We start from the raw sequence: 26,262 nt of genomic DNA, 5'->3' as shown, positions 1-26,262 counted from the left end.
TACATCCCCTATGATGCTTTCGTAACTCTTAAATTGAAATATAAAAATATCATTATTCAGATAATTTGATATTATTTTGTATAATTCAAAATTGTACTTTCTGCCTAAATATCACCTTATTTCCTGTTATTTATTTGCCTTACCGATACATTAAGACTAGTCTATAGCATAAAATATGTAAAGTATTATAGAAAATTCTTTTAATTCAGAAAACATTAAAGCTTTTTTTATATACTTTCTTTATTTTCTGTAATTGTATTTCAATAAAAATGGATCATGTTTTTCATCCGTTCATTTATCTACATTTTCCGTTCCACTAACCAAGCCACCTCATCTTGTTGAATCGAAAATCCTTTATCCATAAGGATTTTTTAAATCAACAAGAAAAGAAGACGCATTAATTTCTGCATCTTCTCTGCTTCTTATTGAGCCATCGGGTTATCATTTAAAAACAGGAGTGCTTTCTGGCAATAAGACCACTCTTTCTAGAATGTTTTACTAAAATAAGTAAAAAGCTAAATTTTTTCTTAAAATTTGCCCTCTTTCTTCCAATTCAAGCAGCTGGTTATGCTGTTTAGCCGCCAAATCTTGTCGTTTAGAATGCGAGAAAAGGTTTTTAATCACTTCTATTCTTTAACCTAAAGGAGTTTCTCCATAGGCATTCCACAACAACGGAAATTTTTTGAACAAACCTTCCCCGTCATCTTCACTCCAATCAAACTCCATTTCGGGCTGCACGTATACGTCTCCCGACACCTTCTAATACAAATCGAGGTAGTCGTCTTGATCCATTCCGGTTTTTTCCTCAAACGCCGCACTGGCGCAGTACAGGAAATCTTCAAATTCCGGCACATCCTCTTCCATCCTTTCCAAGTAAGGAAGGATGCTTTCGGGATTTTGAAGAGCTCCCTCATACGGTTCTTTTCCAAGAAACATCAGCCATGCACGGAAATAATCAAAGGAATCATCAGAGCAGCCTCCCATGATGATATAGGCTGCTGCCCATAAATCAGATGTGTAGGATTTAGCATATTGCTGATTAAAATGGAAATCAAAGCCGACAATCTCATGCACCGGCTTTTTGGCCAATTTTCCAATGAGCCACTCGAGCTGTTCTTCCGGGTCATCTCCTTTACGGTGAGCTGTTTCCAACAGGGTCCAAAATTGGTCTTCTGTCATTGAACCCTCCAAAACTTCTTCTGCCTGTTGTTCGCTTTCCCGGTAGCCTTTTTTAAGCTTCGATTCGATCAGTCTGTTCGCTTCTTTCAGACATAGCGTTTCTGAAGGAAATTCTTTTGTATTGATCGAGCCACGGGTCCCGATTCTTCCATAAGAAACGATAAAGAAATTGCCTTGAGCTTTTATTTTCCAGAATTTATTGGAGTAAGCTGTAATGCAGACCAATGATTTTTCCACTCGAGTCCCTCACTTTTGTTCATATTGACTTCAGCATAGCACATTGAAATAAGGCAATAAACGACAGAGTTGAAAAACGTCTGCATGCTACAATAGATCCATACGCAATTTCCTCTCGTTTGAATAGATACCGGCAGTATTCTATAAAATGAATGCATATCTGTATTCCTGAGTAAAGAAAAAAGCGATTGCCGTCTTTCCGAAAGGGGAAAATAATGAGCATCTCAACTATCAGCCTTAAACAACTGGACGCAGAAAATTGGTATACCTGTTGCGAATTGAAAGTAACAGAAGAGCAAAAGCAATTCATGGAGCCCAATGCAGTCTCTATTGTGCAATCAAAGTTCGAGCCCACACTAAAGCCCTTAGCTATCTATGATGGCGATACCATGGTTGGCTTTCTGATGTACAATTCCGTTCCAGAAGAACTGGATGCTTATTGGATTTATCGCATTATGATCGATAAGCAGTTTCAATACAAAGGAATCGGCAAAACGGCAAGCAGTTTAATGATTGACCACATGGTAAGTTCCTTGCAGGCGCAAAAGATTGCCGTCGGTTACCATCCTGCAAATCAAGGCGCACATAGTCTATACGCCAGTTTAGGATTTGTAGATGAGGGTGTCCGGTTTGGCAAAGAAATGTCAGTTGTCAAAACGATCATCCGTTGAAATGAAAAAGGACCCTTCGAGGTCCTTTTTCATTTCAACAACGAGTTATCCGGTATGCATTTTTTACGATCAGAACCAACTTCACGAATCTTCAGCACCAGATCGTTACTGTCGTAAAAACTGGTTGTATTTACTTGATTTCACAAGCTATTCTCTTTATAGACAATGTGCAGAACTTACCGCCTTGCCTTGTTTTATCCTATAACTTCAATGCCGTATTTTTGAGCGGTTGCCATAAATTTATCCATATCAAAATTTACCGATCCCGATGGCAATTCATAGTTATCGGCCGGTACGCCCATTTCGATGAAAAACTGTTCCACCCCAGCAGGCGTAAACATGAACAGCACTTTCGCGGGGGAAGACCCTTCCACTTTGAATTTATGCTTGATGTGGCGCGGAACAAATATGAACGTTCCTGCTTTTCCCTGGATTATTTTGTCTCCAACTGTGAATGTCAATTCGCCTTCCAGGACATAATACATGTCTTCTTCCTTGCTTTTGACATGCAACGGCGTTTCATATCCAGTCGGAAGCAGCCCTTCAATCAAACTGAAAACGCCATTTGTTTCTTGACCGGTTGCTTTTACTTCCATCAAAGTACCATTGAACCCATAGGCATCACCTTCTCCATGCGCAAACGAAAAAGCATTATTCATTTGCTGTACCACTTTCATTACCTCCCGGTTTTAGGGGAAAATAAAGCATGCGGCAAGTTCTGCACATTACCAACCAAGGAACTTTTTCCATGGACATAAAGCATATGGCGATTCCGCTACTACGAAGCCATGGATCCTGCGGCAAATCATACGAATAAAAAATAAGAGTATCTTTCAACCAGTAAAATCCGGCAACCACTTCTATGTATAAGCTATTTTTCACCTCGAATTATACGCCGGTTTTTCACAAAAATCTAGCATCCAGCAAGGGTCTGTGAGTCTGTAAATTCAAAAATCACCCAACAGGAATCTCTCTGCTGGGTGATTTTTTCTTTACGCTCCCGGCCGCAATTCCTGACGGTTCAGCCACTCGCGGACAGTCTCTACATAGGCTTCCGGTTCTTCTATTCCCGGCATATGGGAACTGTTTTCAAACACATGGAATTCCCCATCTTGAACCAGCCCGGCATAATGCTCCGTTGCTTCAGGCGTCGCTTCATCAAACCGGCCGCATGTGAACAAAGCCGGCATTTCAATCTCCTTCAGGCGCCCAGTCGCGTCGAAGTTTTTTAACGTTCCGGTAACTGTGAACTCAGACGCTCCCCACATGAAGTTGTAAATTTGATGGTTCAACTCTTTCATTTCTTCTTCCATCTCTTTTGGCCATGGTTCAACGCGGCACATATGGCGTTTATAAAATGCCTTTACCGCCTGCTTATATTCTGGAGAATCGGTCGTTTGTTTCCGTTCACATATTTCAATTGTCTCCTGAACTTCTTTTGGAAATTGCTTTAAATAATCCCGCTGGTCCCGTTCCCATCTTTGCGCGTCTAGTGCCGGTCCAGAAAAAATAACGCTTCGGACCCCTTCTGGCTTTTTGAACAAATAAGCAGCCAAAAGCATGGTTCCCAGGAATGACCCAGTATATGAAACTCTTCCAGTTCAAGTTCCTGGATGACTTGTTCCAACTCTTCCACATAGCGCTCTACCGTCCATAAAGCCACGTCATCAGGGCGATCCGATTTGCCGCATCCCAGCTGATCATAATGGATTATCGGACGGTCTGTCCCCAATTGCCGGAGCGGATCACTGTCACTGCTTTTCGATCCCGGTCCCCCGTGAAGTACCAATAACGGGATGCCGGGGCCATTGCCGCTGATCTGGTACCAGACATTCCCTCCCGTAACCGGGATAAATCCTTCTTTAACGTTTTCCATCTATTCAGACCTCCTCTTCTGGTTTACTGATCTACTACTAATTCTTTTCCAGACGAATAAAGTCCTTTATTTATAAAAGCAACAACGAGCGATGACACCCAAATTCAGCTTCAAAGGCATTAGATTCTATTGCATAACTCACATAATATGTTCCAGCATTCCAATCGGTCATTCTTCACGCTGGAACCATTTTCTTTTTCAAACGTACATACTAGTAATCACTGAAAGGAGAAATTGTCATGTCGAAGTACTCCATCCATCAATTTGTACAAACCACACAGCAAGATGAAAGCGCTCGTGAATTTTTTGAGCTGGAGACGGATCGCTTATTGGAAGTGAACCTGAACGGACTGGTCTGGGCAAAAGCAGGATCAATGATTTCTTATGAAGGAAACATCAAATTCGAACGAGAAGGCATGCTCGAGCATGGGCTAGGTAAATTTGTTAAAAAAGCTTTCACTGGAGAAGGTGCACAGCTAATGAAGGCAAATGGAAACGGCAAACTTTATCTAGCCGATCGCGGCAAAAAAATCACCATATTGGATTTGGAAGGCGAAAGCATCTTCATCAACGGAAATGATCTGCTCGCTTTTCAAGACGGATTGGATTGGGACATCAAACTCATGCGCCGAGTCGCTGGAATGATGGCTGGTGGGCTGTTCAATGTACGGCTGGAAGGCAAAGGACTTGTCGCTTTCACCTCCCACTACGAGCCGCTCACCTTGCTCGTGACGCCTGACAGACCCGTATTCACAGATCCGAATGCCACAGTTGCGTGGTCAGGGAACCTAGAACCTGAATTTGTCACAGACATTCAGCTGAAAAGCCTGTTTGGCAGAGGCAGCGGTGAATCCGTTCAGATGAAGTTTTCGGGTAATGGTTTTGTTGTGGTGCAGCCTTTTGAGGAAGTTTATACAATGCCGCAAGGATGATTCCCCAATATCTCACATCCGACAATGAAAGATAAGAAAGGAGGAATTGAATGGACAAGCTAATGAAAAAGAGAGTGAAAGGCATTTTGATTGATACAGCAATTTCCACAGCAGTTTCTGTAGCTGTAGAACAGGCAGTAAAAAAGAAAGTGAAAAATAGTTTTTTCCAAACGGCAGTGGCGCCGGCATTGGTCCTATATGGATTGGAATATGTACAGTTGCGGAAAAGTGGACAAACAATTGGACAAAAAGCAGCAGGCATCAAAATTCACAGTGAAACCGGTGAAGAACTGACACCGAAACAGATCATGAAACGAATGGTTCACCGTGATACCTTAAGTTCACTGATCTATTTGAAAAACCCGAAAAAATACAATACTACCGGAGCGAAATTTCCTCATGATGTATACGCAGAAACCGTGGTTAAAGAAGTTTGAAGAGAATCAACACAAAAAGAGCTGTCCCAAGAAAGTCTTGAACAATGACTTTTAGGGACAGCATCTTTTAATTGAAAATCTAAATCCATTTTATAAAAACTTATATAAAAAGTTGATCAGGTTAATAAGAAGGAGTTGGCAGCAAATTGAGAGTATTACATACCAGATTTATTAGGCTGCTCAGATTGAACGAAGTAGAATTCTTTCAGGTTGAAATGAATGACACTGAAAGAACAGCTTTTTTGTTATACATTGATGAAAGAAAATCAGCAAATTCGAAAGAAGGCAATAAAATTTCCATCTATTTAGTTTCTGATTTTGAGTTGTCTGCATCTTCTTATGAGGACGTCTTAAGTTTTAATGATGACCTTCTAGGGATGAAATACAATTGTTCGTATGTCATGGAGGTCTTGCCAGTAGAAGAGGAATTCCACTTTGATTTCCCTTATCATATGCTTGCCATACAGGAATATGTTCAACAATTATTAGTCAAAGTACATACCGATAAAAAGCTTCCTCTTTTAGAAGAAGCTGATTTCAACTACTTATCCCAACAAAGATTAAAATAAATTTCAGTTTTAATTTAACTACCGGTAGTAGTTCAGAGCCTATTTGATCCATTGGTTATGGAATGATGAATCCCCATTCCCAGAATTTTGCTCCCTGTGCAATGATAATTTTCTCAAGCCAGTCCTCAAAGGTCATACCGATAAACATATTATCTTCGAAGTTGTAGCCGGTATCCATTACGTAAAGATAGCCATTGCCTAACATTTTGTCCGTCACGATCAAATAACAGCCATCATATCCATAAGCTATTGGAAACCAGTTATCAGGATCGTCATAGCCAGGGATAGCTCTGTGTTCTAAAACTTCATCTACAGTAAAAAGTTCAAATCCCCCACCATATTCAGGATGGGTAATCAGAAGCCCACCATTGTGCAGCCGTAGAAATTCTTCATAGTCTTTTGGTACAGCAAACGTCAATTTCTGTAGTTCCTCTTTGGTTGCTGGCGGATTGAAAACCACTTTCATTTTGTCTACATAGCCCTCTTCCTGTTGAACTTCCAGAAGGCCGTTCGAATCCAACCGGCTTTTTAAAGCTTCTATAGTAATTTTAATTTTTGACACTATATATTCCCCCTCTTATAACTTTTTTTAGAACCAAATTTTACTGATAATAAGTAAATTTTATTGACAGATTAAGGTTCTTTGAAACCAAAAAAAGCTATAAAAGTAAGGAAGATATATATTGCAAGACCGCAAGCATTAAACGAAACCAAGTAAAGACTCACGTTTCCTTTAAGTCCGATTAGTCCCAGTATAATCCCTGCTACACTTAATACCAGCGGCAAGTAGAAATTTATCTCTAGGATAAAGACTAGTGGATCAAAGCCTCCTGGAGAAGAAGGAAGTGCAAGCGGTAAGATTATTAAAGCGAAACAAATTGCCGACAGAACGGAGTACATTCTCTTAAGCAAAATAATCTTCCTTTCTGTTCTTCTCTTAACAACAACTAAAAGATTACCGGTAGTTACCATCAAAACTTAGACATATGAATGCAGATTGGAGGTGATAGGATGAAGAACAAATATTCATCTGCCGTTGAAAGAATCAAAACAAAATTCAACGAAGTTTCATTTCTAAAACTGATTTTGTTTGCGGTTCCGGTCTCTGTAGTTGTAACGCTTCTCTATTTGGTATCCAGAGATATTTTCACTCTAATCACTTATACCTTTTTTAATTAAAGATCATAGTCGAAAGCAACTTTTCAAATTAAAATTTAGAAATAAAGAATACCAACCCGCGTCTTTCTTGCTGTAGAGAAATTCTTAATAGTTTACGTTGAATCCTTGGGCCGATACAAAGAAAATAAATAAAGAAATCACGACAAACATGTATCCAAAAAACTCTTTTTTATCCTTTTGAATTCTTTCAAATCCCGCTGCCAACATCAAAATTCCCAACGTCAGCATTACATATGGCATCAACTCGAAGTTTTGGCTCCATAGCACATAAGCTGCTAATCCGACTCCAACAATTTGGAAGATGATTCTGCTTATTTTTAGAATAGGTACCCCCTCCTTCCTTCGGAAAATTTTATGTATAATTTTCTGATTTAACCGATGGAATTAGAACCATCTATAGAGCTTAGATAAGTTATGTATATTCTTATACATCCATGCCCCTTCCCCTAAATGAACAGCACCTCCCATCTGGAGGCACGCCGACTAAAAAGGGGCTGTGAATATTTTGGTTGCAAAAATCTTTTCCTCTTAAAAAACAATATCCCAATCCGATTTCAATTTAGTCAGCAAACCTTTGGGTGGTTCGGCGATAAAATAAGAGGTTCCTTCTTGGTTCACTTGAATCGTTCCATCTTTATAGAATAGGATCGGATAAATATCCTCGCCAGCACTGTTGACGCTTGGTTTGTTGTAAAGCAGCATTCGGTAACTTCCTGGTGCTTCCAGGTCAGCTGTTCTGCTTTCAAGTTCATCTTCACTTGCTTCGACAAGTTCACTTCCGTTCAATGCATCAATCAACTCATTCGCTTTGTCTTCTCCATTGACTAGCACTTCTTCATAACCACTTATATCAATTAATGAAGTAGCACCGGAGACCAGAACTCCCTCATACCCAGTTGGATGGTCAATCATCAGTGTTTTTTGAGTATCGGCATTTGTGCAGGCACTTAGCAAAACAAGCAGCACAACGAAAATTGAAATCACGAGCCGCTTGACTAAAGTTGTCATGTCACTCCTCCGCTTCTAGTACAGGATCTATTCACTTTACCATAAAAGGAACTTTTTGTAATATACCATTTCCTTTTTACTTGCTATAACATCCAATGATTAAGGGCAGCTTCGGTAGACAGCGAACTTTTAAAATATGCTTCTCCGTAGTTTTTGATATCCCGCCCCTGATTTCACCGCTTCAAGATTTCACTTTCTTCATCTTCATTATCCCCATCCTCTGAACTTGTTAATCCAGTATAAATATATGCAAAAGCTAAGACGAGTACTGTACAGAAGGCCAAAACTGCAGCTAATCCAAATAGTCCGATAGCAGCCCATGGGTTCATAAAGAGGATTAAACAACTGACTATGAAAACAATGGCCGTAAGAACCGCACTTATTTTAGTTGGCAAATATCTTTTGTCTAATGCTGAATGAAAGTAAACGCTCAACAAACCGAACAGCAGAATATAAAGTCCCGGTACCGTTAGCGGGTTTACGAATAATCGTGCGATAGCGGCTGGCTGAAACGTGTTATTTGATTCAGGAAATTCCAAAGTCAGCGGCGCTATTTCACCGCTGTCAAAATCAACGGTCATTGCTTCATAAACCTCCAGCTGATCTGGCCAATTCGGTTGCATTAAAAAGGCGATCCGATTTTCATGATGAAAAAATGATGGCGATGTCACCGATGCATGAAAGTCCGTCAGTCTCCTCTTTTCTCCGCTTGAAGTCTCCATCAAAAAAAGTTCGTATTCAAATAACGAGCCGGACTTTTTGGATTCTTCCGATGCAGCAGTGTAAGCCAATATCTCTTGATCTTCCGAGAAATAAGGTTCGTATAGGTCCTCTTTAAGATATTGAGGCAAATAAGGACTTTCAACCTTCTTATCGATTGGATAGGCTATCAGCTGTTGAATCCCGTCAAATTCCGTGTAATAAAGCGTGGTTCCGTCGGCTGAAACCGAGAGTTTAGACATGTCAAAAGCGTCTTTATCGGTTAATTTAAGAAATTCTCCATACGCGGTATTTACAGAAAACAAGTCAGCTCCGTTTTCCTTTTCACCTTCTGGCTTTAAAAAATCCTCTGCTGGAGTCGCTACATAATAAATGGTTTTCCCGTCCGGTGAAAAAGCAGCGGTGGATACATGCACATCCATTCCAGTTAATTGTAAAGGCTCACTTCCAGATTCAATACTCATATACTGAAGAGACTGAACACCTTCATTCCCAGCAGACAAATAGAGAATGTCTTCTCCATTAGGGGAGAATTGCGGCATGCGGTGGTCCTCGTCTACCGGTTCTGTCACTTTCTCTACTTTCCCGTCTGACAAGCGGCCTTTGAATATTGCTTCTGCTCCATGTTCATAATAAGAAAACACAATCATTTCATCATCTGGAGAGACAGAAAGACCGGAGCCCATTCCCGAATGAAATTTATATGGATCTTGGTTACTCACAAGAGTATAGATAATGGCCGCCACAAAAAGAATTGCCACGATGCCTATGGATATCAATAAATTCCGATGATTTTTCATTAGTTCACTTCCCGCTCCTGGCATTTCATCCTTTTAGTAAAGACGAAACTTTCAAATAAAAGTTCAATTGATGATATTAACAGATTCACATAAAAATGCATAAACACGATGTTTGATAACAACTGAACTTTCCTATAGTGTCTAACCTACAACACCAGTTGATTAAGTGTAAGATGTTACATTTCCATTTTTTATACTTCATTACTGGATGACTAGGCTAAGCTCATCAAAACAAGGGAAATATCAACCTATTTTTTATTGATGTTAAGTCTAATAAAAGCGAGCTTGCCTAAATACAACGAAGAAGGAAGTTTTTGAACATGACACAAAAAGGAATAAAAAGACAAGAAATTCTGGATGCGTTTCAATTTAGACGTGCTATAAAATCCTTTGACCCATCAAAAAAAATCTCAGAAGAAGACTTTAGTCTAATCTTGGAAGCAGCCCGACTTTCACCAAGCTCAGTTGGCTATGAGCCTTGGAAATTCCTCATTATTCAAAACCAGGAATTCAGAGAAAAGCTGAAAGAAATTACTCCAGGTGCACGAGGCACTCTTCCCACTGCAAGTCATTTCGTGATCATTCTGGCAAGAACCATCAAGGATACCAAGTACGACTCCGAATATGCGAAAAATCAATCGCTTAATGCCGGGCTTCCTGCTGAAATGTATGATCAAATCAAAGAAGCGTATAAAGAATTCCAAGAAAACCAACAAAATCTCCTGGTAAATGAGCGTACAATGTTGGATTGGGCTGGAAAATCAACTTATATTCCTTTCGCCAACATGATGACTGTCGCCGCTTTCCTAGGAATTGACTCTTGTCCAATTGAAGGGTTTCATTACGATAAAGTACAAAAGCTTCTGGAGGAAGAAAACTTATTGGAGGATGGCCATTTAGCTGTATCGGCTATGGTTGCGTTCGGTTACCGAGAAGACGAGCCTAAATTCCCGAGAGTAAGAAAAGACATGAAAGAAATTGTGCAGTGGATTAATTAATGATTTCAGATGAGAAAGAGTTTTAAAATAACCAATGCCCGTGTTTACTGGGCATTGATACTGGTGAATAACTTATAGATTATAAATTGTTTATGTATAAAATTTAGGATCATTGAACATTCCTTGAGGACTGTAGTTACCATGCTACAGTTCTTTTTTTATTGACCGAGGGTATTACTCGCTTCCTGTACACTCAATGATATGCGAAATGTTTAATTACAATAATTACTTAAAGTTTGTTAAAAATTATTAGTTTGGTAATATTGAAATAAATAATTTTAATAATAACCTGTATTGCCCCAAGCTGGTCTATCTCAACGATTCAAAGCTCTTCATTTGTGAGATAACTATTATTTGCATAAGAAAGGGTGAACACTGGTATGGAGAAAATAGAAAATTCTCAATGGAAACTTAGTATGGCTGGTTTTACAGCTTTTGTGTTAGCTACTATTTTCTATTTAATAACGGGTCCTAATATACCTGGAATACTTGGCTTCTTAATATCCGCTATAGTGTTGTTCATTCTAAATGCTATTTATGTTTTATACACAAAAAGGAAGTCAAGAAACATAAAAAAATCAGAGATAGACTAGCTACTAGACCTCTGCTGTTCCGATCATGTAAAACTGTCCTTAGTACAATGCAGAATGGTTACATTCAATTTAATAAAACGGCTACCGATAGCCTAATGAATTTTATGTTTATTTAACTGCCGGTAGTTGTTTAGTTATATTTGGTTCTATTTGATCCTCTGTTCTTTTTATAATTTATGATGATTAAAGCGGTGCCAAAAACACCTGCAATTAACGTTAAAATAAATCCGCTTGTTAAAAGATCATTAAATAAAATAGCAGTAAAAAAGATTACAATCAAAGCATGATTTAAGTAATATTTGCTCATATTTCAACCTCCCTTCTCGTTCAATTATTTACATGCTAGATGGACCTATGAATTTCAGAAGCAAACGTGTCATAATTACCATTATGTTACATTCGTTTCTAATTATTTTATTAAACTCCTACAGAAGCTATAATGGCGATACTCCATGTAATTAATACAAATGAAGTTGTAAGCCAAATTGTATTTGCGGTTGTTTTCTCATCCCTTTTTACCTTTTTGATTATAATCACAAGGTTAAGACAGAAAATAATACTCAAAATCGGGATAAGGTATATACCAATGAAAAGAAAAGCACTTTCCACTTCATTCACCCCCTCTATTTTTCACTTGCTGCACTTTTAGGTTGCTTTGAAATAATAAATGTTTTCTAATGTAACTTAACTCTCCTTTTATTTAAAGCTAAGTCTCTTGCTATTGCGGCTGTCAATTAGTCTCTTCCATTTATTAAATTTGGAATTTCTAAACCGTTTATAAACGTACACTTTTGCGAACAATTTTACAAATGATTGGATGATTCTGGAAATTTCTAATTGTTGCTTCAGCTTGACCATTCTCAATTCCAACGATTTGATATAGGCTGTCGAATTTGTTTTATTCTTTTCACTCCGCTTGGTGTGTATCTCTCTATTTAGCATCCCATTTTTATACTATAAAAAACTGCCTTCCCGTTGTTTGTAGTACTAAACAACGGGAAGGCAGTTCAAAATTAGAAACAGTTATAAATCTCATTTAGCCAATTTTTTATTAATCCATTATAGCCCAGTAAGCGGGTTTCACTTTATAATCGCGTCCAAAAACAAATGGCGCGTCCACACCGACGCCGTCATTGTATTCTTCGGCGCGATCATTCAACCACGTGTGATTATCAGCGATGCCCCAGAATGTGACACTGCTGATTTTGTCATCCAGTTTTTCATAAAGTTCGAACAAGTCATTGTAGCGTTCTGCCTGCGCTTGGAAACGTTCTTCCGGAATGTCTTTGTAAGTCGGATAAGCCGGTCTTGGCGGCCAGCCGTAAAGGCTGATATCCAATTCCGTGATTTGATTGTCCAGCCCGAGGCTTGCAAACATGTTGATGGAATCCTCAGTTTCCTGAAGGGAAGGCCAGCCTAATTGAATGTGTCCCTGATGCCCTACGCCATCGATCGGCACTCCATCTGCCAACAAGTCTTTCACCAGGTTATACAAATCTGTCCGTTTCGGTTCTACTTCAGTATTGTAATCGTTGATATAAAGTTTAGCGTCTTTGCCGGCAAATCTTCTGGCAGTCTCAAAAGCGACTTTGATATAATCCGTTCCTGTCAATTGGTACCATTGAGATTCTCGAAGGCCGCCGCCATCATCAATGGTTTCATTGACCACATCCCACGAATCGATATCATTTTTATAGCGTTTAACGATTTCTTTCACGTGCTTTTCGACACGCTTAAGAACGACCTTTTTATTCTTCTCACGTTTCTTTACATCCGTTTCATCAACCATCGGCTTGCCTTTCTCATCAAGGAAGAACCATTCAGGAACTTGGCTATGCCAGATCAGTGTATGGAAACGGAGCTCCATATTATTTTCTTTCGCGAATTTGACGATTTTATCTGCTTCTTCAAAGTTGAATTTGCCTTCTTCAGGTTGAATTGAAATGGGCTTCATGACGTTTTCAGCCACAATGCTGTTGTAATGATGCTTCAGCACTTCCCCGCTTTCACCTTCAAGCTGAAAAGGCTCGACCGCAGCTCCAATTGCAAAGGAATCGGCGTATCGTTCATAAATTGGATCAACGTCCAAAGCCTTTAGGGAATCTTCAGCATTAGCGGAACCGTTCAATCCTGCAGGTAATAAAAGGGCTAAAGCCAAGCCAGTGATCATCGGTTTACGTAGAAATTTCAGCATTTCTTTCTCTCCTTTTAAAATCAAATTTTTAAAAAAGGTCATCAGAAATCTCCAATCCTACCTCCTGTCTGAAGTTTTAAGTCTGCAAAGCACTTATAAGAAAGCGTTTACATATTCCGCTTTGCAAGCCCAAAATGATTATAGCAATATTCAGTTAGTTTGTACGTTATATAAACTAAGTTTTCAGCCATCATCCTCAAAAGAGTTATATAGTAACAGAAACGTTAAATTTAAACTCTTGAAAATATAGACTGAATAGTACGAAAATACCAATAGTGGAAAACAGGCTTGTTTAAAGATTCTTCTTTTCCACTCGTAATCGATATTTTCTTCGGTCTTAATTTAACTTAACCAGAGAAATAACTTATTTAAATTTAATAAAAGGCCGTACTCATTTATCGAGTACGGCCTTTAAATCATTTTATTTTCCAGCAAATTTTATCTTCTGTCTTCTAACTTTTTTATAAGATGATTAACTCTCAGCGCCATATAAATGAGCACCATTGCTACAATGTTCTCTCAGACGTTCCTGAAAAAGAACCCCCTCTATATGTACTGGTAATATAACTGAAAAGAGATAGAGATTATTTTATATTTCAGCTGCCTTCTGAATGGAGTCCGAAAACTTAATTCACTTAATCAATGGTTGCTTTCAGACTTCAAAGGGATAAAGATGAAAGTTGTCTTCTTTTAATGTTCATAAAGATTAAATGCCAACTTCTCAGTAACATACTGAAGCTGGAACTATGTATATCCTATATTCTATTCTCATAACTCGGTCCATCATTACTAAAATTATTTTATATTACAATAATTGGTTTTGAAAGTATGATATGATAAAAAAATGGTAATTTAAATATGAATAGGAGTTGTGAAAATGAAATACCTGATCATTTTAATTCTTGCAGTCATGCTTACCTGGTCTATTATCGGCGCGATTATTCAAGATATGGATTTCGGTGGAATGGCCCTCTTCATCGGCGGAATTACTTGTGGATACCTTACCCGAAAAGCAGTCGAGCCGAAGGGCGAATAAACTCAAAAGAAAAAACATCCACTTTGAATTATCTTCATTTAAATGCCCTTTAGATTAAACCGTGCCCCTCTAAAATCAGTTTATATGGATTATGCACTGCTATGTATACTAAAGACTACATCTTACAAAACCGCTTTACGTTGTTTTCTATTCTCTTTAAAGATAGTTAAAAGCTGCAATCCATCACTTGGAAGTCCACCTAAAAATGCAGGATAAGTGATAGGCATTAACGTCATGATGAATGCAATTAAACAAATGAACGCAATTCCAGTTATGATAGCGCCTATTACACCAGATATTAAAGTTGAGACTAAATACAAGGCTATAAAACTAAGGATTGAAGCAATCGGTCCACCTACAAGAAAAATAGCTTGTTGTTTAAAAGTAGTTGGCGGTAGCTCTTCCGGAACCACTGAGTAACAGACTCCTGAAATGGCAATGTTTACATAACAAGTAATTCTCCCGATCCGAAACCTCAGTTTTTTCTCTTTGCTGGACGAACCCACATAAACTTCCGCTTTTGCTTTCTTAACGCTCATTATTAAAGCCAGTGCATGACCCATTTCATGTATAAAAAGCGCCAATGTAATCATAAGCAAAACTAATATTAATTCCAATAGCATCATGGTAGTGCTTACCTCCTTTATTTAAAAGTATGAGTTTGAAAGACAGATTATTTGAAATTATTTATTTATATTTTAACATTCATTATATTAGAATCCAGTATTTTCTAATTTATCGAACACTATTCATTTTATTTCTTAGATAGTAAATTCTAAAAAGCGCAGTTTCGCTCTTCCCGAAAAATAATATGGTGTACACATTTAAAAATAAGCACAAAAAAAGTTCCGGCTATTAAACCGAAACCTTTTTGCTGCTGCTACTTCCACTTAATTTACATCTTACTTCCCGGCAAAACCGCTTTAGAAGAAACGAGTCCGGTTTCCATAAGTTCTTCCCAAAAAGCAGCTGGAATCTCCGCCTTCATAGCTTGCAGGTCTTCTTTGATGCGATCTGGCCGTGTTGAACCTGTTACTACCGCCTTCACTGCCGGATGCGCTGTCGAAAATTGAAGTGCTGCATCTTTTAAGTTCACATTATGATTATTGGCCACATCATTAAAGTGGTTGACTCTCTTCTGGATGTCAGGCGAAATTTCCTGGTAATCAAAATAGTCTCCTCCGAGCAAGGCACCGGAGTTGAAGGCCGATCCGATGACAAGTCCGCCTTCTTTTTCAAGCGCCAGCCGCATCATTCGCTCAAGTGCACGTTCATGCTGAAGCAGTGTGTACTGCGTTGCGGACAAGCTCAAATCCGGATGGGCCTCCTCCAACTCAAGCGCCACTTCGATCGGTGTTGTCGTGTTGACACCGAGGCCCCACGCCTTGATGATCCCTTCGTCTCTGAGGCGGTCCAGCACTTTAAAGGCACCTTTCCGTGCTTCATCAAATTTTGTAATCCATTCATCCCCAAGAAAATCCGGTGACAGGTCATGCACAAAGACCATGTCCAAGCGATCTGTTTTCAGGCGTTTCAGGCTGTCTTCAATCGACCGGAGCGTCCCTTGTTCTGTATAATCCGTTTGTATTTTGTTCTTGCGGCCATGTTCGAACAACCCTTCTTTTTCTTCCTCTTCGTCCAGTATAATCCGGCCGACTTTTGAACTCAGCAGGAAGTCATCCCGTTTATAGGAAGACAACACTTCTCCAAGTCTAAGCTCAGCCAATCCAGCTCCGTAAAACGGCGCCGTATCAAAATACCGGATGCCTTCTTCCCAGGCGGACTGGATTGTCTTCATCGCTTCATCTTCCGGTACCGCTCTGAACATATTGCCGAGCGGCGCTGTACCTAGACCCAATTTGTTTTTTATGATGATTTCGTTTTTCATGAGTGAGCACCTCTTTAATAGATAGATTTTGTGAATGCATCTATAAGTATCTACCCGTCTGGAAATTGGATAAACTGGGACAATGCTGTAGCAATTCACCAGTTAAAATGGACCCTGTAGCTTTTGCTTTACAAGGTCCATTCCAAAAGTTCACTGATCTTTTTTTAGGTGCATCTGCTTTATATTAGCCGGCCAAGTTCTTCAGAATGCTTTGCCATCCTTGGCGCTGAAGATGCAAATTGTTTTGCTGTTCGGCTTCAAAGCGTTCTTCGATCAAACAGCCATCAGGCTTCTCAAAGATATCGATCCGTACCTTGCGCCCGTCACCCAACGCAAAATACAATTTTTCAGGAGGTTCAATGTCTGTGTAGGTGCCCCCAAAATCAAAAGATTCACTGCCGTCCTTAGCAGCCATTTCGTAGTGGAATTCGCCTCCAATCGCTAATGTATTTTCAGCGTTCGGACAATGCCAATCCTCGCTGGCGTAATTCCACGACTTTACTTTTTCAGGCGTGACAAGCTTTTCCCAAATCTCCTCGGGACGTTGGCTCGACTTTTCACGAAGGGTGATCACTTTTCCTACATCTCCACTGGTTTGGAGCCGAATCGCCATGCGGTCAAAAGAATTTTCCCAGTTAGCTTTAAACTCTTCAGCCTCTTCTTCCGGCACATCCTGCTCTACTTCAAAAGTACACGTACCGTCTTCCTTTGAGGTGAATGTATAATTCTCGAGGGCTGGCGTCCATTCCCGAGCCGCAGGAGAATCATAGTCATCGACACCCCCCATCACCAAGCCCGCGTGCTTGATTGAAATAAACTCTGGCCATCGGCTTTCTGCAATTTCCGATATCATTCCACTTTCCAGCCCATTTTCATCTTCCCCCACAAAACGAATCTTGCTGCCCTTTGTCCATTCCCCGTAAAAGGTGGAGCCTTCAGAGAAGGCTTCTGTCCAAAAACGATAATGATCCGGATCAACCACAAGTTCCCAAAGCAATTCTGGAGCGACATTAAAATCTCTTTCAAGCCGGATTTTAATCATAATTTTCTCCCTTCTTTCCGTTGAGAGTTACCCCTCTGAATTTTGTACAACATTCTTTTTTCAGTAATTTTTAATCATCTATTGAACGATTACCCGATTTCATTCTGTATACTCAATTATACATCTAAGAATTCACAATTTACAGACTATTCTCCCAAGAGCTCATATCCTATACTATTTTATAAAATATGAGAAGATCATTCACATGCTTACTTCTTATAGGGAAATACGCAAACAAGGAAAAGCCTTAACAACAATAATAAACACCCCAGTCGAAGAAGTTCAAAGTGGCAGCTGAGCTTCTTATGGATTGGGGTGCTTTGTGTATTTATTAAATTATGAGTTTTTCACGGGATGAGAATAAACATGCTCCGGAAAATCAGTAATGATTCCATCGACATTCAAATCGAATAGCCGCCATGCTTGTTCTTGCGTTCTTGAAGTGTACGGAAAAATATCCATCCCCGCTTCATGGACATCACTCACCAATTCGTGCGTGACGATGTTCATTGTTGGATTAAAGTAATCAGCGTAAGCCGCAAATTGAGCTAATTGCTCTTCGGTTACATTCGCCCAACTGCCTCCTGTCAAAACGCCATGGGAGAGATTCGGCAACAGCTCTTTCGATTTTTTCATGGATTCGTGATTGAAGGATTGGATGATGATTTTGTTGTTATTCGGCTTACTCATATTTCGTTCGATCAATGCATCCGCAATTTTCTCTTCCACTCCCGGATAAAGTTCCGGTGCCTTCAATTCGATTAAAATGCCCGTTTTCCCGCGGAATGCATCCAACACTTCTTCAAAAGTCGGAACCTCTTCACCCGCATAAGCTTCACTGAACCAGCTGCCGGCATCCAACTGCTCAAATTCCTCCAACGTTAAGTCGCCGACTTTGCCCGTTCCATCGGTTGTACGATCTACAGTCGTATCGTGAATGACAATGAGCTCCCCATCCTTTGTCATCTGGACATCAATTTCAATATAGTCCGATTTCATTTCAACGCCTTTTTGAAAAGCTTCCATCGTATTCTCAGGTGCATGTCCTGAAGCTCCACGATGCGCAATATTCACCATCTTTTGCTGCTGCTGTTTGGTTAACACCTTGCCTGCTTCTCCCTGTTCGGCACCAAGTGCTGATCCTGTAAATGCTGTCAACGCCAAGCTTGCTGCCAATAGGGTAACGATTCGTTTCATTCAACCACTCCTTATGTATTGGATAACTCAAGCATAAGCAGTGAATGTATTGCAGGTATGAATAGAGCATTAAGAAAGGTTAAGTAAATGTAAATTAACGGAAATATTTTTTAGCCAAAAAAAAAAGGACTTGCATAAGTCCTTTTCCTTTACCTATAAATAGTTCAGCTGGCTATTTCACTGCTTTTCACGAATAAAATGATCGTTCAGCTTTTCTTCCATGGCAGCTTTGTTTTCAGCAAATTGTCTATGGCGATGGCCATTGCCGCCCGATGGATGCGGGAAGCCCGAAAGGATATTTCCCGGTGCAACCATCCCTTGTTCCGACAGATATTGAAGAGCATTCGAAACGTTGACGCCTAATGGAATGATTAACGCATCCTGCAGGTTTTCCAATTCTGTCGCAAAGTTTTCCGTAATGTATTTCTTCAACATATCATTTTTCAGCAGGTTCGGCGTCGATCCGCTGTAATTTTTTCCGTTATAAAATACAGGATAAGCGAGAACCGAAGTCGTATGAACCAGGTGGCTAGACTCTTCAAACAACTCAATGCTTGAGAATAAGCCAAGATGCTCATTTAAGCCGAGTTCATCCAACATCTTGACCAGGTTCTTTCTCATGGTCCCTTCAAAACTGGAGTTATTCTTCACTTGGCGAAGAATTTCTTCGTTATCACTTTCTGTTCCAGCCGCCTCAATTACAGTCGAAAAGGACTTTTTCATCTGATGCATGCCAGGCGTAATGCCAACAATGACGACTTTCGCCCCTTCGTTTACATATTCAAAAGGAGCGTAGTAAATCTCCAGCTTTTTCTTATCGTCTCGTTCAAGAAGAAATTTCTCGTCGATCAATGCCTCTTCTGTATAGGTCGATGGCATGGATTGAATCAATTTTTTGTACTGCTGAAACTTTGCATATTTAGCGATTGCCATGGATGTAGTGCTCCTTTTTATTGAATTAATTTTTGCCTTTTATTATGTTGTAATCTATAACGTGATAGCCCAGCTCTTCTGCCACAGTGGGCTCCCTTTTTCAGTTACTTATGACTAAAAATTATTACGAAGTTAACCTTCTCACCTTAAACTATTACATACATTTATTAGTACTGCTACCTCAACGACGCATTAGCACATCAGATCTAATATTTCTTCATCACCTTATAATGATTACCAACAGAGATTCCTATTAAATTTTCCTTATATCAGTCTATAGTTCTTCTTAATTTTCTTGGAAAAACAACAGGACTCAATGAATCTATTTTTGAAAAAGCAATTTTGCGAAACTCCCTTGCATATGCTACGATTCATGTGAGAAAACAACAGTAGCTGTTAAACTTCAGCAGGCATGAGAAAATCTTGCATTTCGCAAATTTAATTTGAGAGCCAAATGAGTGCATGACTGGCGTTGCCTAGACAGTGTCGGAGAATTCGTCCACCCACTATTTCCTTAATCAAGCTTAAATATTTTTCTGGTTTTTCATTTTAATTTTTCTGTTCTTCTCGTCCAGTTCGTATCTCGCCTCTATACCCATGAGAATTATAGGCCAGTGGTTAGTGTACCAAGAGAAGAATGTAAAAATGCAACCAGTGCGCATCTAATGCCCTATTATCCTTAATTTCCCTAGAAATTTCCATATTTATTAGGGAACTAATAACGACAAGCCTCCTACCCCATTTGGATAGAGTTCGCCTGGAACTTCTTCCTTTTTTATTGGGATTATAATAGTTTTATTTGGAGTGATCATTTTGATTGGTTAAAAGAAGGAGGAGTTATTTCATGAGTAACAGATTATTAGAAAGCATAGAACCTAAAGAAGTTTTTCGGTACTTCGAAGACTTGACCAGAATCCCGCGTTGTTCTGGAAAAGAAGAAAATGTGGTAGCTTACTTGATTAGTTTTGCCGAGCAACACGGATTTGATTGGTGGAAGGACGAAAAATTGAACATCGTCATTAAAAAACCTGCTACAAAAGGATACGAATCAAGACCAACCATCATATTGCAAGCTCATACAGATATGGTGTGCGAAAAGGATAAAGAGACTGTGCACGATTTTGACACCGACCCGATAAAAATCGAAATCGAGGAAGACCGAATTATCGCAAAGGAAACAACGCTGGGCGCAGACGATGGAATAGGAGTTGCACTTGCATTGGCCCTCTTGGCTGATAAAGATGCAAAGCATCCGAATGTGGAATTAATATGCACTAGTGATGAAGAAAGGGGACTCGTCGGCGCCGAACACTTTGACATGGCAACGATGGAAGGCGATGTGCTGATTAACTTGGATGCCAATGAGGAAGGGAAATTTGTTGTTGGCTGTGCAGGAGGCCCAGTCGTCAGAATCGAGATCCCGTTGGAGAGAACAACCATTGTTCCAAACGGAATGACAGCATTGAATATAAGCATCCGCGGGTTGACAGGCGGTCATTCCGGAGAGGACATACACCGGGGACGGGTCAATTCCAACAAGCTGATGGTGAGAACCTTGGTGTCACTCAACCATGAATTAAACTACATGCTTGGAGACATAAGCGGCGGCATTCATTATAATGCAATCCCGCGGGAAACAGAAGCGGTAATTTTCGTGAACGCTCAAGAGAAACAAAAAGTAATCGAGACAGTTCTGTCCTACCGAACAACCTATAAAAACGAATACAGGGTGACAGAACCCGATATGGAAATCACAGTTCAAGAATGCCTGGACGGCTCGGACAATTTGCTATCTGATTTATCTAAGAAAAGACTCTTGGACTTTCTTTATCTCTGTTACAGTGGAATAGTCCGAATGGATGCGGAAATCGCTGGTGCTGTTGAGAGTTCGGTCAACTTGGGCACAATCCACTTAGAGAAAGAGACTGCGGTCATCCAGATGATGACAAGAAGTTCTTTGGAAAGTGCTTACAGAGAGATGTACAATCAGATCGCCTATTTGGCTGAATGTGTGGGCGGGACCGTCCATATAATGTCGGATTGTCCCGAGTGGGAATACAACCCTTCTTCAGAGGTGAAAAAAGTCTTTCACAAGGTCTACCAGGAAATGTTCGGCAAAGCACCTGAATTCTTCATTTTGCATGCCGGTCTTGAATGTGGTGTGTTTGCCAAAAAAACAAACCGCCCGATGGATATGATTGCAGCTGGACCGACATCCAAAAATTTACATATGCCAGGAGAACACCTCTCTATTTCTTCTGTCCAAAATTTCTGGAGATTCTTTAAAGAAGTTGTTAAGCATATATAAATGAATGATCTAACAACTTATTCATAGCTATAGAATGCTAAAAAGCAGCCCTCATGGCTGCTTTTTCGTGTCTTTTTAGACGGAGATAGCTCTGCTTTCTTCTTATTAGCAGCGATTTTATCAGTCTTGCTGAACCGGTCCTCTTCATGATGTTCGCATTTGTCCTATCTTCTAGCTTACTGGGGTTTCTACTTTTACCTCTGTCGGCACACTCAGGCCACTTAAAAAAGAGGGTATTTCATGGGCCTATCCTTTACAGAGATGCTCTATTTCTTTTCAAAATTGTACCTGCCCCAGTATTTCAGAAGACTCCAGGTCTGGGATATGCTCTACCCTCAATCAGCGAAGCGCTGCCCACTGCTCCTAATCCTTCTGCGCACTAACAATATAGATGTTTAAATTTTTTTGCAAACCACTTATCTTAAGGAATCCATTGTCATCCATAATAGTAAAATTGTTCAAAAGTGGAGGTTTATTTATAAATAACAAACTAAAAGGAATCATGCAGTTGTTTATGCAGGAGAGAACCTGCTCTTTGAGAAAGCATAACTTTTTCTGCCCCTTTGAAGCAAGGGACTTCCGATAATTGCCCATGTGTTAACTAAATGGAAGTGGAGGTAGTCTTTCTTGGAATACTGTTGAGGCAGTTACTTATCCACTCATTGATTGCCTCTTTGTTTGGTAAGCTTTATAGTCTATTTATGGAATGTGCATGAGGAGGACTTACATGATACGGATACTCGCGGTAGATGACGATTTACATATGCTGAATTTCGTTTCAGCCGAACTTCGCCAAATTGGTTATGAAGTAATTGAAGCCGATTCAGGAGAACAAGCTTTATCCTGCTTAAAATCCACGAGCGTAGATTTAGCGGTGGTGGATGTCATGATGCCGGGCATTGACGGATTTGAACTCACACAAATATTGCGGAAAGACTTTGATCTTCCAGTCATCTTGCTAACAGCTCGGCATCATATTGAAGATAAAGAGCGCGGATTCTTAGCCGGTTCTGACGATTATTTGGTTAAACCTTTTGAATCGAAAGAGCTGCTGTACCGGGTCAAAGCTATCTTGCGGAGATACGAACATCCCGCGGAAGACACATTGACCATAGGTTCTTTGACCATTGATTTCAAAAGTTACGAAGTCCGATCGGATCAAGGGATTTTACTCATTCCACTCAAGGAATTTGAATTGCTGACATTGCTCGCCTCCAAACCAAGACAAGTATTGAGTCGAGACCTGATAATTGAGCGTGTTTGGGGCATTGATTTCCAAGGGGATGAACAGACCATAAACGTTCACATCAAACGGCTTCGTCAGCGTCTAGAGCGTTTTGCTCCGGATGTACAGATTGTCACGGTACGCGGCGTGGGCTATAAACTCGAGGTGAATCCATGAGCCTTTATGTCAAATTCATCTGGTTCACTTTTGCGACGATGCTTGTCAGCAGCATCATCTCCTTCTTTGCGATGAACACCTATTACCACCAGTACTTGAAAACAGAGAATAACGACAAAAACCTGGTCATCGCGTCTTCGATTATCGAGTACGTCGAAGGTGTACCACCGGATCAAATCGAAGCCACATTTAAGATGTTGGGCGATGCCGGTTACCAGCTGTATATCACAGATGGCAACACTGTGAATCGTTATGGCGGGGAGTTCCGGGACGAAACGATTGATGAAGCGGACATTCAGAATGTTCTTCAGGGAAATGTCTTTAACGGGATACGAGATTTCCCACGGGAAACTTTCGTCACCGGATTCTTCGCCAACGAGCTGGAAAATTCCATCGGTATGCCGTTGGAATTGAATGGCGAAAACCATGCACTCTTTTTGCGTCCGGATATAAAGCTTCTTTTTCAGGAACTTCATCTCTTATTCGGCGGATTGGCCGTCGGCATCATTATTTTGAGTTTTATCGGCATGCTGCTGGTGGCACGCTTATTGATCCAGCCGATTACCAAATTAACGGAAGCAACGGAAAAGATGGGCACGGAAACCTTTGACGTCCCCCTTTCCATCCATCGAAAAGATGAAATTGGGCGGTTGGCCGATCAGTTTGTTACCATGCGTATGCGAGTTGAACAATCCATATTAAAACGCAAAGAGTTCGTGCACAATGTGTCACATGACATCCAATCCCCTCTTCATACCATTCAAAGCTATTTATCCCTTCTCCAACAGAGCGGAAACAGCGAAGAAGAGAAGAAGAAATATGCGGAAATCATCCAGGAAGAAACGACGCATTTATCGCTATTGACCAATCAACTGCTCACGTTGGCATCCTTTGATAAAGAAGTGCAGGAGCTCACTGAAGAGATTTCCATCGACCAGCAAGTACGGGACATCCTGTCCCATTTGCGCTACGCGTTTGACGAAAAAGAGCTTGGTATTTCAGCCCAATTGGCATCTGTAAAGGTGAAGGGAAATGCCGTCCTTCTTCAAACAGTCTGGGAGAATTTAATGACCAATGCGATCAAATACAGCGAGCCGGGAGGCGCCATTGAAATCCGTTTAAGTTCTACCCAATGCGAAATGACACTGGAAATACGCGATGAAGGGATCGGCATGACTGCGGACGAAGCGGCCCTTGTATTTGATCGCTTTTACCGGGCAGATCAGGCACGGGTGCGTTCACTAAAAGGATCGGGTTTGGGATTGGCCATCGTAAAGGAGATTGTCGAATTGCACAAAGGAACAATTGACATTAAAAGCACGCCTAAAATTGGCACAACCGTACAGGTACATCTCCCTCTCTTGTAATATGCCGTTCACCTTCTGTTCATGCAGTCCCCCTAAACTGAAAACATACGAATAGATTTCAGTTAGGGGGATGAATGATGAAACAACAATTGACCTGGAGTTTGTGGCTGATCCGGGCAGCTGCCATATTCTGTTTGATCGGTGCTGCCATGGGTGCACACATGGCAGGTGCCGGTTCTTATCACCAGCGTCCGATTCACGCACATATTTTAGTGGTGGGTTGGCTCAGCTTATTTTCTTGGGGTGTTTATTATCGCCTCTTCTACATCCGCGCCCAGAAACTGGCCGCGCTTCATATGTACACGGCACTTATTGGAACAATCGGGTTGACCAGTGGCATGTGGTTGGAGTTTTTGAAGCCCTTCCCTTTGCCTGACATGGTGACTTTGCTGGTTTACATTATCGGCGGTTCCATCTTGCTGCTCAGTTTCATCCTGTTTTTCTTTACGACATTCTGGATACAAACAAAAGAAGAAAACTAAGTAGAAGCCAACCGCGCAGAAATCATGTGCGGTTGGTTTCTTTTGTCTATCACTTCTATCGTTTTCCAGTCATGAGCCGTTTTCTTTTTTGATTTTTTTCGAATTGTAACCGCTCGTTCATCTTCCGTTCATCTAAGCCCTTTAAACTGAGGTTATTAAAGAAATTGGAGGCTTACAGATGAACATTGCATGGAAAGAAATTAAAAAAAGCAAAGTAAAATTTATGATTCTGGGCTCAATCGTATTCCTCGTCAGTTTTTTGACATTCATTATTTCGGGTCTTGCGAACGGGTTGTCCCAGGACAATGCCGCATTAATCAAAGATTTGCCGGAAGGGCAATTCTATATGGATAAAGACGCGGAAGAAACGTATAATCTTTCGCTGATCGACCCTAATACCCAGGAAGCGGTCTTAAAGGAACAGGAGGGTGCTGCAGCGCTGTCCATTCAAATGGGGTTCTTGAATGACGAAGCAGACAAACAGCGCAGTGTCGCGTTTGTCACTTCAACGGACTCGGAGTTGTTTGAAAACGTCCAAGCAGGCGAAATTATCCTGGACCGTTCTTTGGAAGATGAAGGATTAAAAGTCGGTGATACGTTGACCAACAATCAATTCAGCGGCGAATTTGTCGTGAAGGGATTCGTCGATCAGCAAAAGTACAGCCACGCCCCAGTCGCTTTCATCAATATGGAAAACTACAAAGAGATGTACCGGGTAAATGAAATGCAATTGATATTTATTCCAGATGGAGACGAACCTCCAGTCATCGAAGAGCTGCAATCGTTTTCCAACAGCGAGTTCCTCAATACGATTCCCAGCTACAGTGCAGAACAATTATCTCTCAACATGATTGTCTGGTTTCTCGTTGTGATCAGCGGATTGTTGTTCGCCATATTCTTCTACATGATGAACGTCCAAAAAATCGGCTTGTATGGAATTCTTAAAGCAATCGGCGTGAAGACGAGTACCTTGTTCCAAATGATGTGGACGCAGATGCTCTTTATCACCGTCATTGCACTGGCGTTGTCGATTGCGCTCAGCCAAAGTTTCAACTTTATCGCACCGGACGGCATGCCGTTCAGCTTAACCGCAGTGACCACGGTCCAATTGTCCATCGTATTCCTCGTCATCGGCTTTGTCGGCGCTACCCTGTCAGGCATCCAAATTAAAAAAGTCGAACCGCTTCAGGCGATTCAACAAGGAGAGGTGTAAC

General features: G+C 40.6%; 23 protein-coding genes and 2 pseudogenes. 11 read left to right on the top strand and 14 right to left on the bottom strand.

From position 1 onward, the window contains the following. Window positions 1-633 precede the first annotated feature (633 nt). Window positions 634-1,416, bottom strand: a pseudogene (locus tag IRE19_RS06015) (DUF4240 domain-containing protein). Between the two features lie 215 nt (window positions 1,417-1,631). On the opposite strand from IRE19_RS06015, the gene IRE19_RS06010 reads away from it, so the two are divergent. Further along, window positions 1,632-2,087 (top strand): GNAT family N-acetyltransferase, encoded by a 456-nt coding sequence (locus IRE19_RS06010; protein WP_203339641.1) that lies wholly within the window; start codon window positions 1,632-1,634, stop codon window positions 2,085-2,087. A 194-nt stretch (window positions 2,088-2,281) separates the two neighbouring features. Here the strand turns inward: IRE19_RS06010 and IRE19_RS18400 are convergent, their stop codons facing one another. Together IRE19_RS18400 and IRE19_RS06000 are read right to left on the bottom strand one after the other, a co-directional pair. Then, entirely contained in the window at window positions 2,282-2,758 is a 477-nt protein-coding gene (locus IRE19_RS18400) for a cupin domain-containing protein (protein ID WP_203339640.1), read from the bottom strand. Window positions 2,759-3,079: 321 nt separating this feature from the next. Further along, window positions 3,080-3,963, bottom strand: a pseudogene (locus tag IRE19_RS06000) (proline iminopeptidase-family hydrolase). A 239-nt stretch (window positions 3,964-4,202) separates the two neighbouring features. Here IRE19_RS06000 and IRE19_RS05995 point away from each other — a divergent pair. The 3 genes from IRE19_RS05995 (at window position 4,203) to IRE19_RS05985 (ending at window position 5,901) form a co-directional block, all read left to right on the top strand. Further along, window positions 4,203-4,895: an AIM24 family protein gene (locus IRE19_RS05995; RefSeq protein ID WP_191714416.1), complete on the top strand. Its 693-nt coding sequence runs from the start codon at window positions 4,203-4,205 to the stop codon at window positions 4,893-4,895. A 50-nt stretch (window positions 4,896-4,945) separates the two neighbouring features. After that, the gene (locus IRE19_RS05990) at window positions 4,946-5,332 is read left to right on the top strand and encodes an RDD family protein (protein ID WP_203339639.1); all 387 of its coding nucleotides are present in this window, start codon (window positions 4,946-4,948) and stop codon (window positions 5,330-5,332) included. Window positions 5,333-5,547: 215 nt separating this feature from the next. Next, complete coding sequence (locus IRE19_RS05985; protein WP_238943105.1) at window positions 5,548-5,901, top strand: hypothetical protein; 354 nt, start codon at window positions 5,548-5,550, stop codon at window positions 5,899-5,901. A 55-nt stretch (window positions 5,902-5,956) separates the two neighbouring features. Here IRE19_RS05985 and IRE19_RS05980 read toward each other — a convergent pair whose 3' ends face one another. From IRE19_RS05980 to IRE19_RS05965, 4 genes are all read right to left on the bottom strand, one after another. After that, window positions 5,957-6,463 carry an SMI1/KNR4 family protein gene (locus tag IRE19_RS05980; RefSeq protein ID WP_203339637.1) on the bottom strand — a complete coding sequence of 169 codons (507 nt, stop codon included), beginning with the start codon at window positions 6,461-6,463 and terminating at the stop codon, window positions 5,957-5,959. 701 nt (window positions 6,464-7,164) lie between these two features. Then, window positions 7,165-7,308 carry a DUF3953 domain-containing protein gene (locus IRE19_RS18395; RefSeq protein ID WP_225218402.1) on the bottom strand — a complete coding sequence of 48 codons (144 nt, stop codon included), beginning with the start codon at window positions 7,306-7,308 and terminating at the stop codon, window positions 7,165-7,167. A 300-nt stretch (window positions 7,309-7,608) separates the two neighbouring features. After that, complete coding sequence (locus IRE19_RS05970; protein ID WP_203339636.1) at window positions 7,609-8,088, bottom strand: hypothetical protein; 480 nt, start codon at window positions 8,086-8,088, stop codon at window positions 7,609-7,611. Between the two features lie 173 nt (window positions 8,089-8,261). Then, complete coding sequence (locus IRE19_RS05965; protein ID WP_203339635.1) at window positions 8,262-9,608, bottom strand: DPP IV N-terminal domain-containing protein; 1,347 nt, start codon at window positions 9,606-9,608, stop codon at window positions 8,262-8,264. A gap of 320 nt (window positions 9,609-9,928) precedes the next feature. Here IRE19_RS05965 and IRE19_RS05960 point away from each other — a divergent pair, with 320 nt between their 5' ends. Further along, a complete protein-coding gene (locus IRE19_RS05960; RefSeq protein ID WP_203339634.1) occupies window positions 9,929-10,606 on the top strand; it encodes an NAD(P)H-dependent oxidoreductase in 678 nt (225 codons plus the stop codon). 723 nt (window positions 10,607-11,329) lie between these two features. Here IRE19_RS05960 and IRE19_RS05955 read toward each other — a convergent pair. Then, window positions 11,330-11,506: a hypothetical protein gene (locus IRE19_RS05955; RefSeq protein WP_203339633.1), complete on the bottom strand. Its 177-nt coding sequence runs from the start codon at window positions 11,504-11,506 to the stop codon at window positions 11,330-11,332. Between the two features lie 744 nt (window positions 11,507-12,250). Next, window positions 12,251-13,393 (bottom strand): endo-1,4-beta-xylanase, encoded by a 1,143-nt coding sequence (locus IRE19_RS05950; RefSeq protein WP_203339632.1) that lies wholly within the window; start codon window positions 13,391-13,393, stop codon window positions 12,251-12,253. A gap of 877 nt (window positions 13,394-14,270) precedes the next feature. On the opposite strand from IRE19_RS05950, the gene IRE19_RS05945 reads away from it, so the two are divergent. After that, complete coding sequence (locus IRE19_RS05945; RefSeq protein ID WP_203339631.1) at window positions 14,271-14,429, top strand: hypothetical protein; 159 nt, start codon at window positions 14,271-14,273, stop codon at window positions 14,427-14,429. Between the two features lie 122 nt (window positions 14,430-14,551). On the opposite strand, the gene IRE19_RS05940 is transcribed toward IRE19_RS05945, so the two are convergent. The 5 genes from IRE19_RS05940 to IRE19_RS05920 all read right to left on the bottom strand — a co-directional run bounded on the left by IRE19_RS05940 (window position 14,552) and on the right by IRE19_RS05920 (window position 19,489). Then, entirely contained in the window at window positions 14,552-15,055 is a 504-nt protein-coding gene (locus tag IRE19_RS05940; protein ID WP_238943049.1) for a hypothetical protein, read from the bottom strand. A gap of 269 nt (window positions 15,056-15,324) precedes the next feature. Beyond that, window positions 15,325-16,317, bottom strand: a complete 993-nt coding sequence (locus IRE19_RS05935; RefSeq protein ID WP_203339630.1) for an aldo/keto reductase — start codon at window positions 16,315-16,317, stop codon at window positions 15,325-15,327. 184 nt (window positions 16,318-16,501) lie between these two features. Continuing rightward, window positions 16,502-17,359: an SRPBCC family protein gene (locus IRE19_RS05930; RefSeq protein WP_203339629.1), complete on the bottom strand. Its 858-nt coding sequence runs from the start codon at window positions 17,357-17,359 to the stop codon at window positions 16,502-16,504. A gap of 336 nt (window positions 17,360-17,695) precedes the next feature. Next, window positions 17,696-18,556 (bottom strand): glycerophosphodiester phosphodiesterase, encoded by an 861-nt coding sequence (locus IRE19_RS05925; protein ID WP_203339628.1) that lies wholly within the window; start codon window positions 18,554-18,556, stop codon window positions 17,696-17,698. Between the two features lie 177 nt (window positions 18,557-18,733). Continuing rightward, a complete protein-coding gene (locus tag IRE19_RS05920) occupies window positions 18,734-19,489 on the bottom strand; it encodes a uracil-DNA glycosylase family protein (RefSeq protein ID WP_203339627.1) in 756 nt (251 codons plus the stop codon). A gap of 844 nt (window positions 19,490-20,333) precedes the next feature. Between IRE19_RS05920 and pepD the strand changes: the two genes are divergently transcribed. The 5 genes from pepD (at window position 20,334) to IRE19_RS05895 (ending at window position 26,261) form a co-directional block, all read left to right on the top strand. Further along, window positions 20,334-21,797, top strand: coding sequence for a beta-Ala-His dipeptidase (pepD, locus tag IRE19_RS05915; RefSeq protein WP_203339626.1), 1,464 nt, complete (start codon window positions 20,334-20,336; stop codon window positions 21,795-21,797). A 727-nt stretch (window positions 21,798-22,524) separates the two neighbouring features. Beyond that, window positions 22,525-23,199, top strand: coding sequence for a response regulator transcription factor (locus IRE19_RS05910; protein WP_203339625.1), 675 nt, complete (start codon window positions 22,525-22,527; stop codon window positions 23,197-23,199). Continuing rightward, window positions 23,196-24,566, top strand: coding sequence for a sensor histidine kinase (locus IRE19_RS05905; RefSeq protein ID WP_203339624.1), 1,371 nt, complete (start codon window positions 23,196-23,198; stop codon window positions 24,564-24,566). The genes IRE19_RS05910 and IRE19_RS05905 overlap by 4 nt, the downstream gene beginning before the upstream one ends. A gap of 74 nt (window positions 24,567-24,640) precedes the next feature. Beyond that, window positions 24,641-25,048 (top strand): hypothetical protein, encoded by a 408-nt coding sequence (locus IRE19_RS05900; protein WP_349291254.1) that lies wholly within the window; start codon window positions 24,641-24,643, stop codon window positions 25,046-25,048. Between the two features lie 178 nt (window positions 25,049-25,226). Then, window positions 25,227-26,261, top strand: coding sequence for an ABC transporter permease (locus tag IRE19_RS05895; RefSeq protein WP_203339623.1), 1,035 nt, complete (start codon window positions 25,227-25,229; stop codon window positions 26,259-26,261). Window position 26,262: the final 1 nt, after the last annotated feature.

Source organism: Planococcus beijingensis, assembly GCF_016820615.1.
GTDB classification, from domain to species: Bacteria; Bacillota; Bacilli; order Bacillales_A; family Planococcaceae; genus Planococcus; species Planococcus notacanthi.
The sequence above is the reverse complement of the archived record's forward strand: the minus strand, read 5'-3'. Positions and strand labels throughout refer to the sequence as shown.

Bases quoted from the DNA above. Each gene is read 5' to 3' on its own strand.
- IRE19_RS06010 (WP_203339641.1), top strand. From the start codon at position 1,632: ATGAGCATCTCAACTATCAGCCTTAAACAACTGGACGCAGAAAATTGG.
- IRE19_RS05995 (WP_191714416.1), top strand. From the start codon at position 4,203: ATGTCGAAGTACTCCATCCATCAATTTGTACAAACCACACAGCAAGAT.
- IRE19_RS05990 (WP_203339639.1), top strand. From the start codon at position 4,946: ATGGACAAGCTAATGAAAAAGAGAGTGAAAGGCATTTTGATTGATACA.
- IRE19_RS05985 (WP_238943105.1), top strand. From the start codon at position 5,548: ATGAATGACACTGAAAGAACAGCTTTTTTGTTATACATTGATGAAAGA.
- IRE19_RS18395 (WP_225218402.1), bottom strand. From the start codon at position 7,308: ATGCTGACGTTGGGAATTTTGATGTTGGCAGCGGGATTTGAAAGAATT.
- IRE19_RS05970 (WP_203339636.1), bottom strand. From the start codon at position 8,088: ATGACAACTTTAGTCAAGCGGCTCGTGATTTCAATTTTCGTTGTGCTG.
- IRE19_RS05965 (WP_203339635.1), bottom strand. From the start codon at position 9,608: ATGAAAAATCATCGGAATTTATTGATATCCATAGGCATCGTGGCAATT.
- IRE19_RS05960 (WP_203339634.1), top strand. From the start codon at position 9,929: ATGACACAAAAAGGAATAAAAAGACAAGAAATTCTGGATGCGTTTCAA.
- IRE19_RS05955 (WP_203339633.1), bottom strand. From the start codon at position 11,506: ATGAGCAAATATTACTTAAATCATGCTTTGATTGTAATCTTTTTTACT.
- IRE19_RS05950 (WP_203339632.1), bottom strand. From the start codon at position 13,393: ATGCTGAAATTTCTACGTAAACCGATGATCACTGGCTTGGCTTTAGCC.
- IRE19_RS05945 (WP_203339631.1), top strand. From the start codon at position 14,271: ATGAAATACCTGATCATTTTAATTCTTGCAGTCATGCTTACCTGGTCT.
- IRE19_RS05940 (WP_238943049.1), bottom strand. From the start codon at position 15,055: ATGATGCTATTGGAATTAATATTAGTTTTGCTTATGATTACATTGGCG.
- IRE19_RS05935 (WP_203339630.1), bottom strand. From the start codon at position 16,317: ATGAAAAACGAAATCATCATAAAAAACAAATTGGGTCTAGGTACAGCG.
- IRE19_RS05930 (WP_203339629.1), bottom strand. From the start codon at position 17,359: ATGATTAAAATCCGGCTTGAAAGAGATTTTAATGTCGCTCCAGAATTG.
- IRE19_RS05925 (WP_203339628.1), bottom strand. From the start codon at position 18,556: ATGAAACGAATCGTTACCCTATTGGCAGCAAGCTTGGCGTTGACAGCA.
- IRE19_RS05920 (WP_203339627.1), bottom strand. From the start codon at position 19,489: ATGGCAATCGCTAAATATGCAAAGTTTCAGCAGTACAAAAAATTGATT.
- pepD (WP_203339626.1), top strand. From the start codon at position 20,334: ATGAGTAACAGATTATTAGAAAGCATAGAACCTAAAGAAGTTTTTCGG.
- IRE19_RS05910 (WP_203339625.1), top strand. From the start codon at position 22,525: ATGATACGGATACTCGCGGTAGATGACGATTTACATATGCTGAATTTC.
- IRE19_RS05905 (WP_203339624.1), top strand. From the start codon at position 23,196: ATGAGCCTTTATGTCAAATTCATCTGGTTCACTTTTGCGACGATGCTT.
- IRE19_RS05900 (WP_349291254.1), top strand. From the start codon at position 24,641: ATGATGAAACAACAATTGACCTGGAGTTTGTGGCTGATCCGGGCAGCT.
- IRE19_RS05895 (WP_203339623.1), top strand. From the start codon at position 25,227: ATGAACATTGCATGGAAAGAAATTAAAAAAAGCAAAGTAAAATTTATG.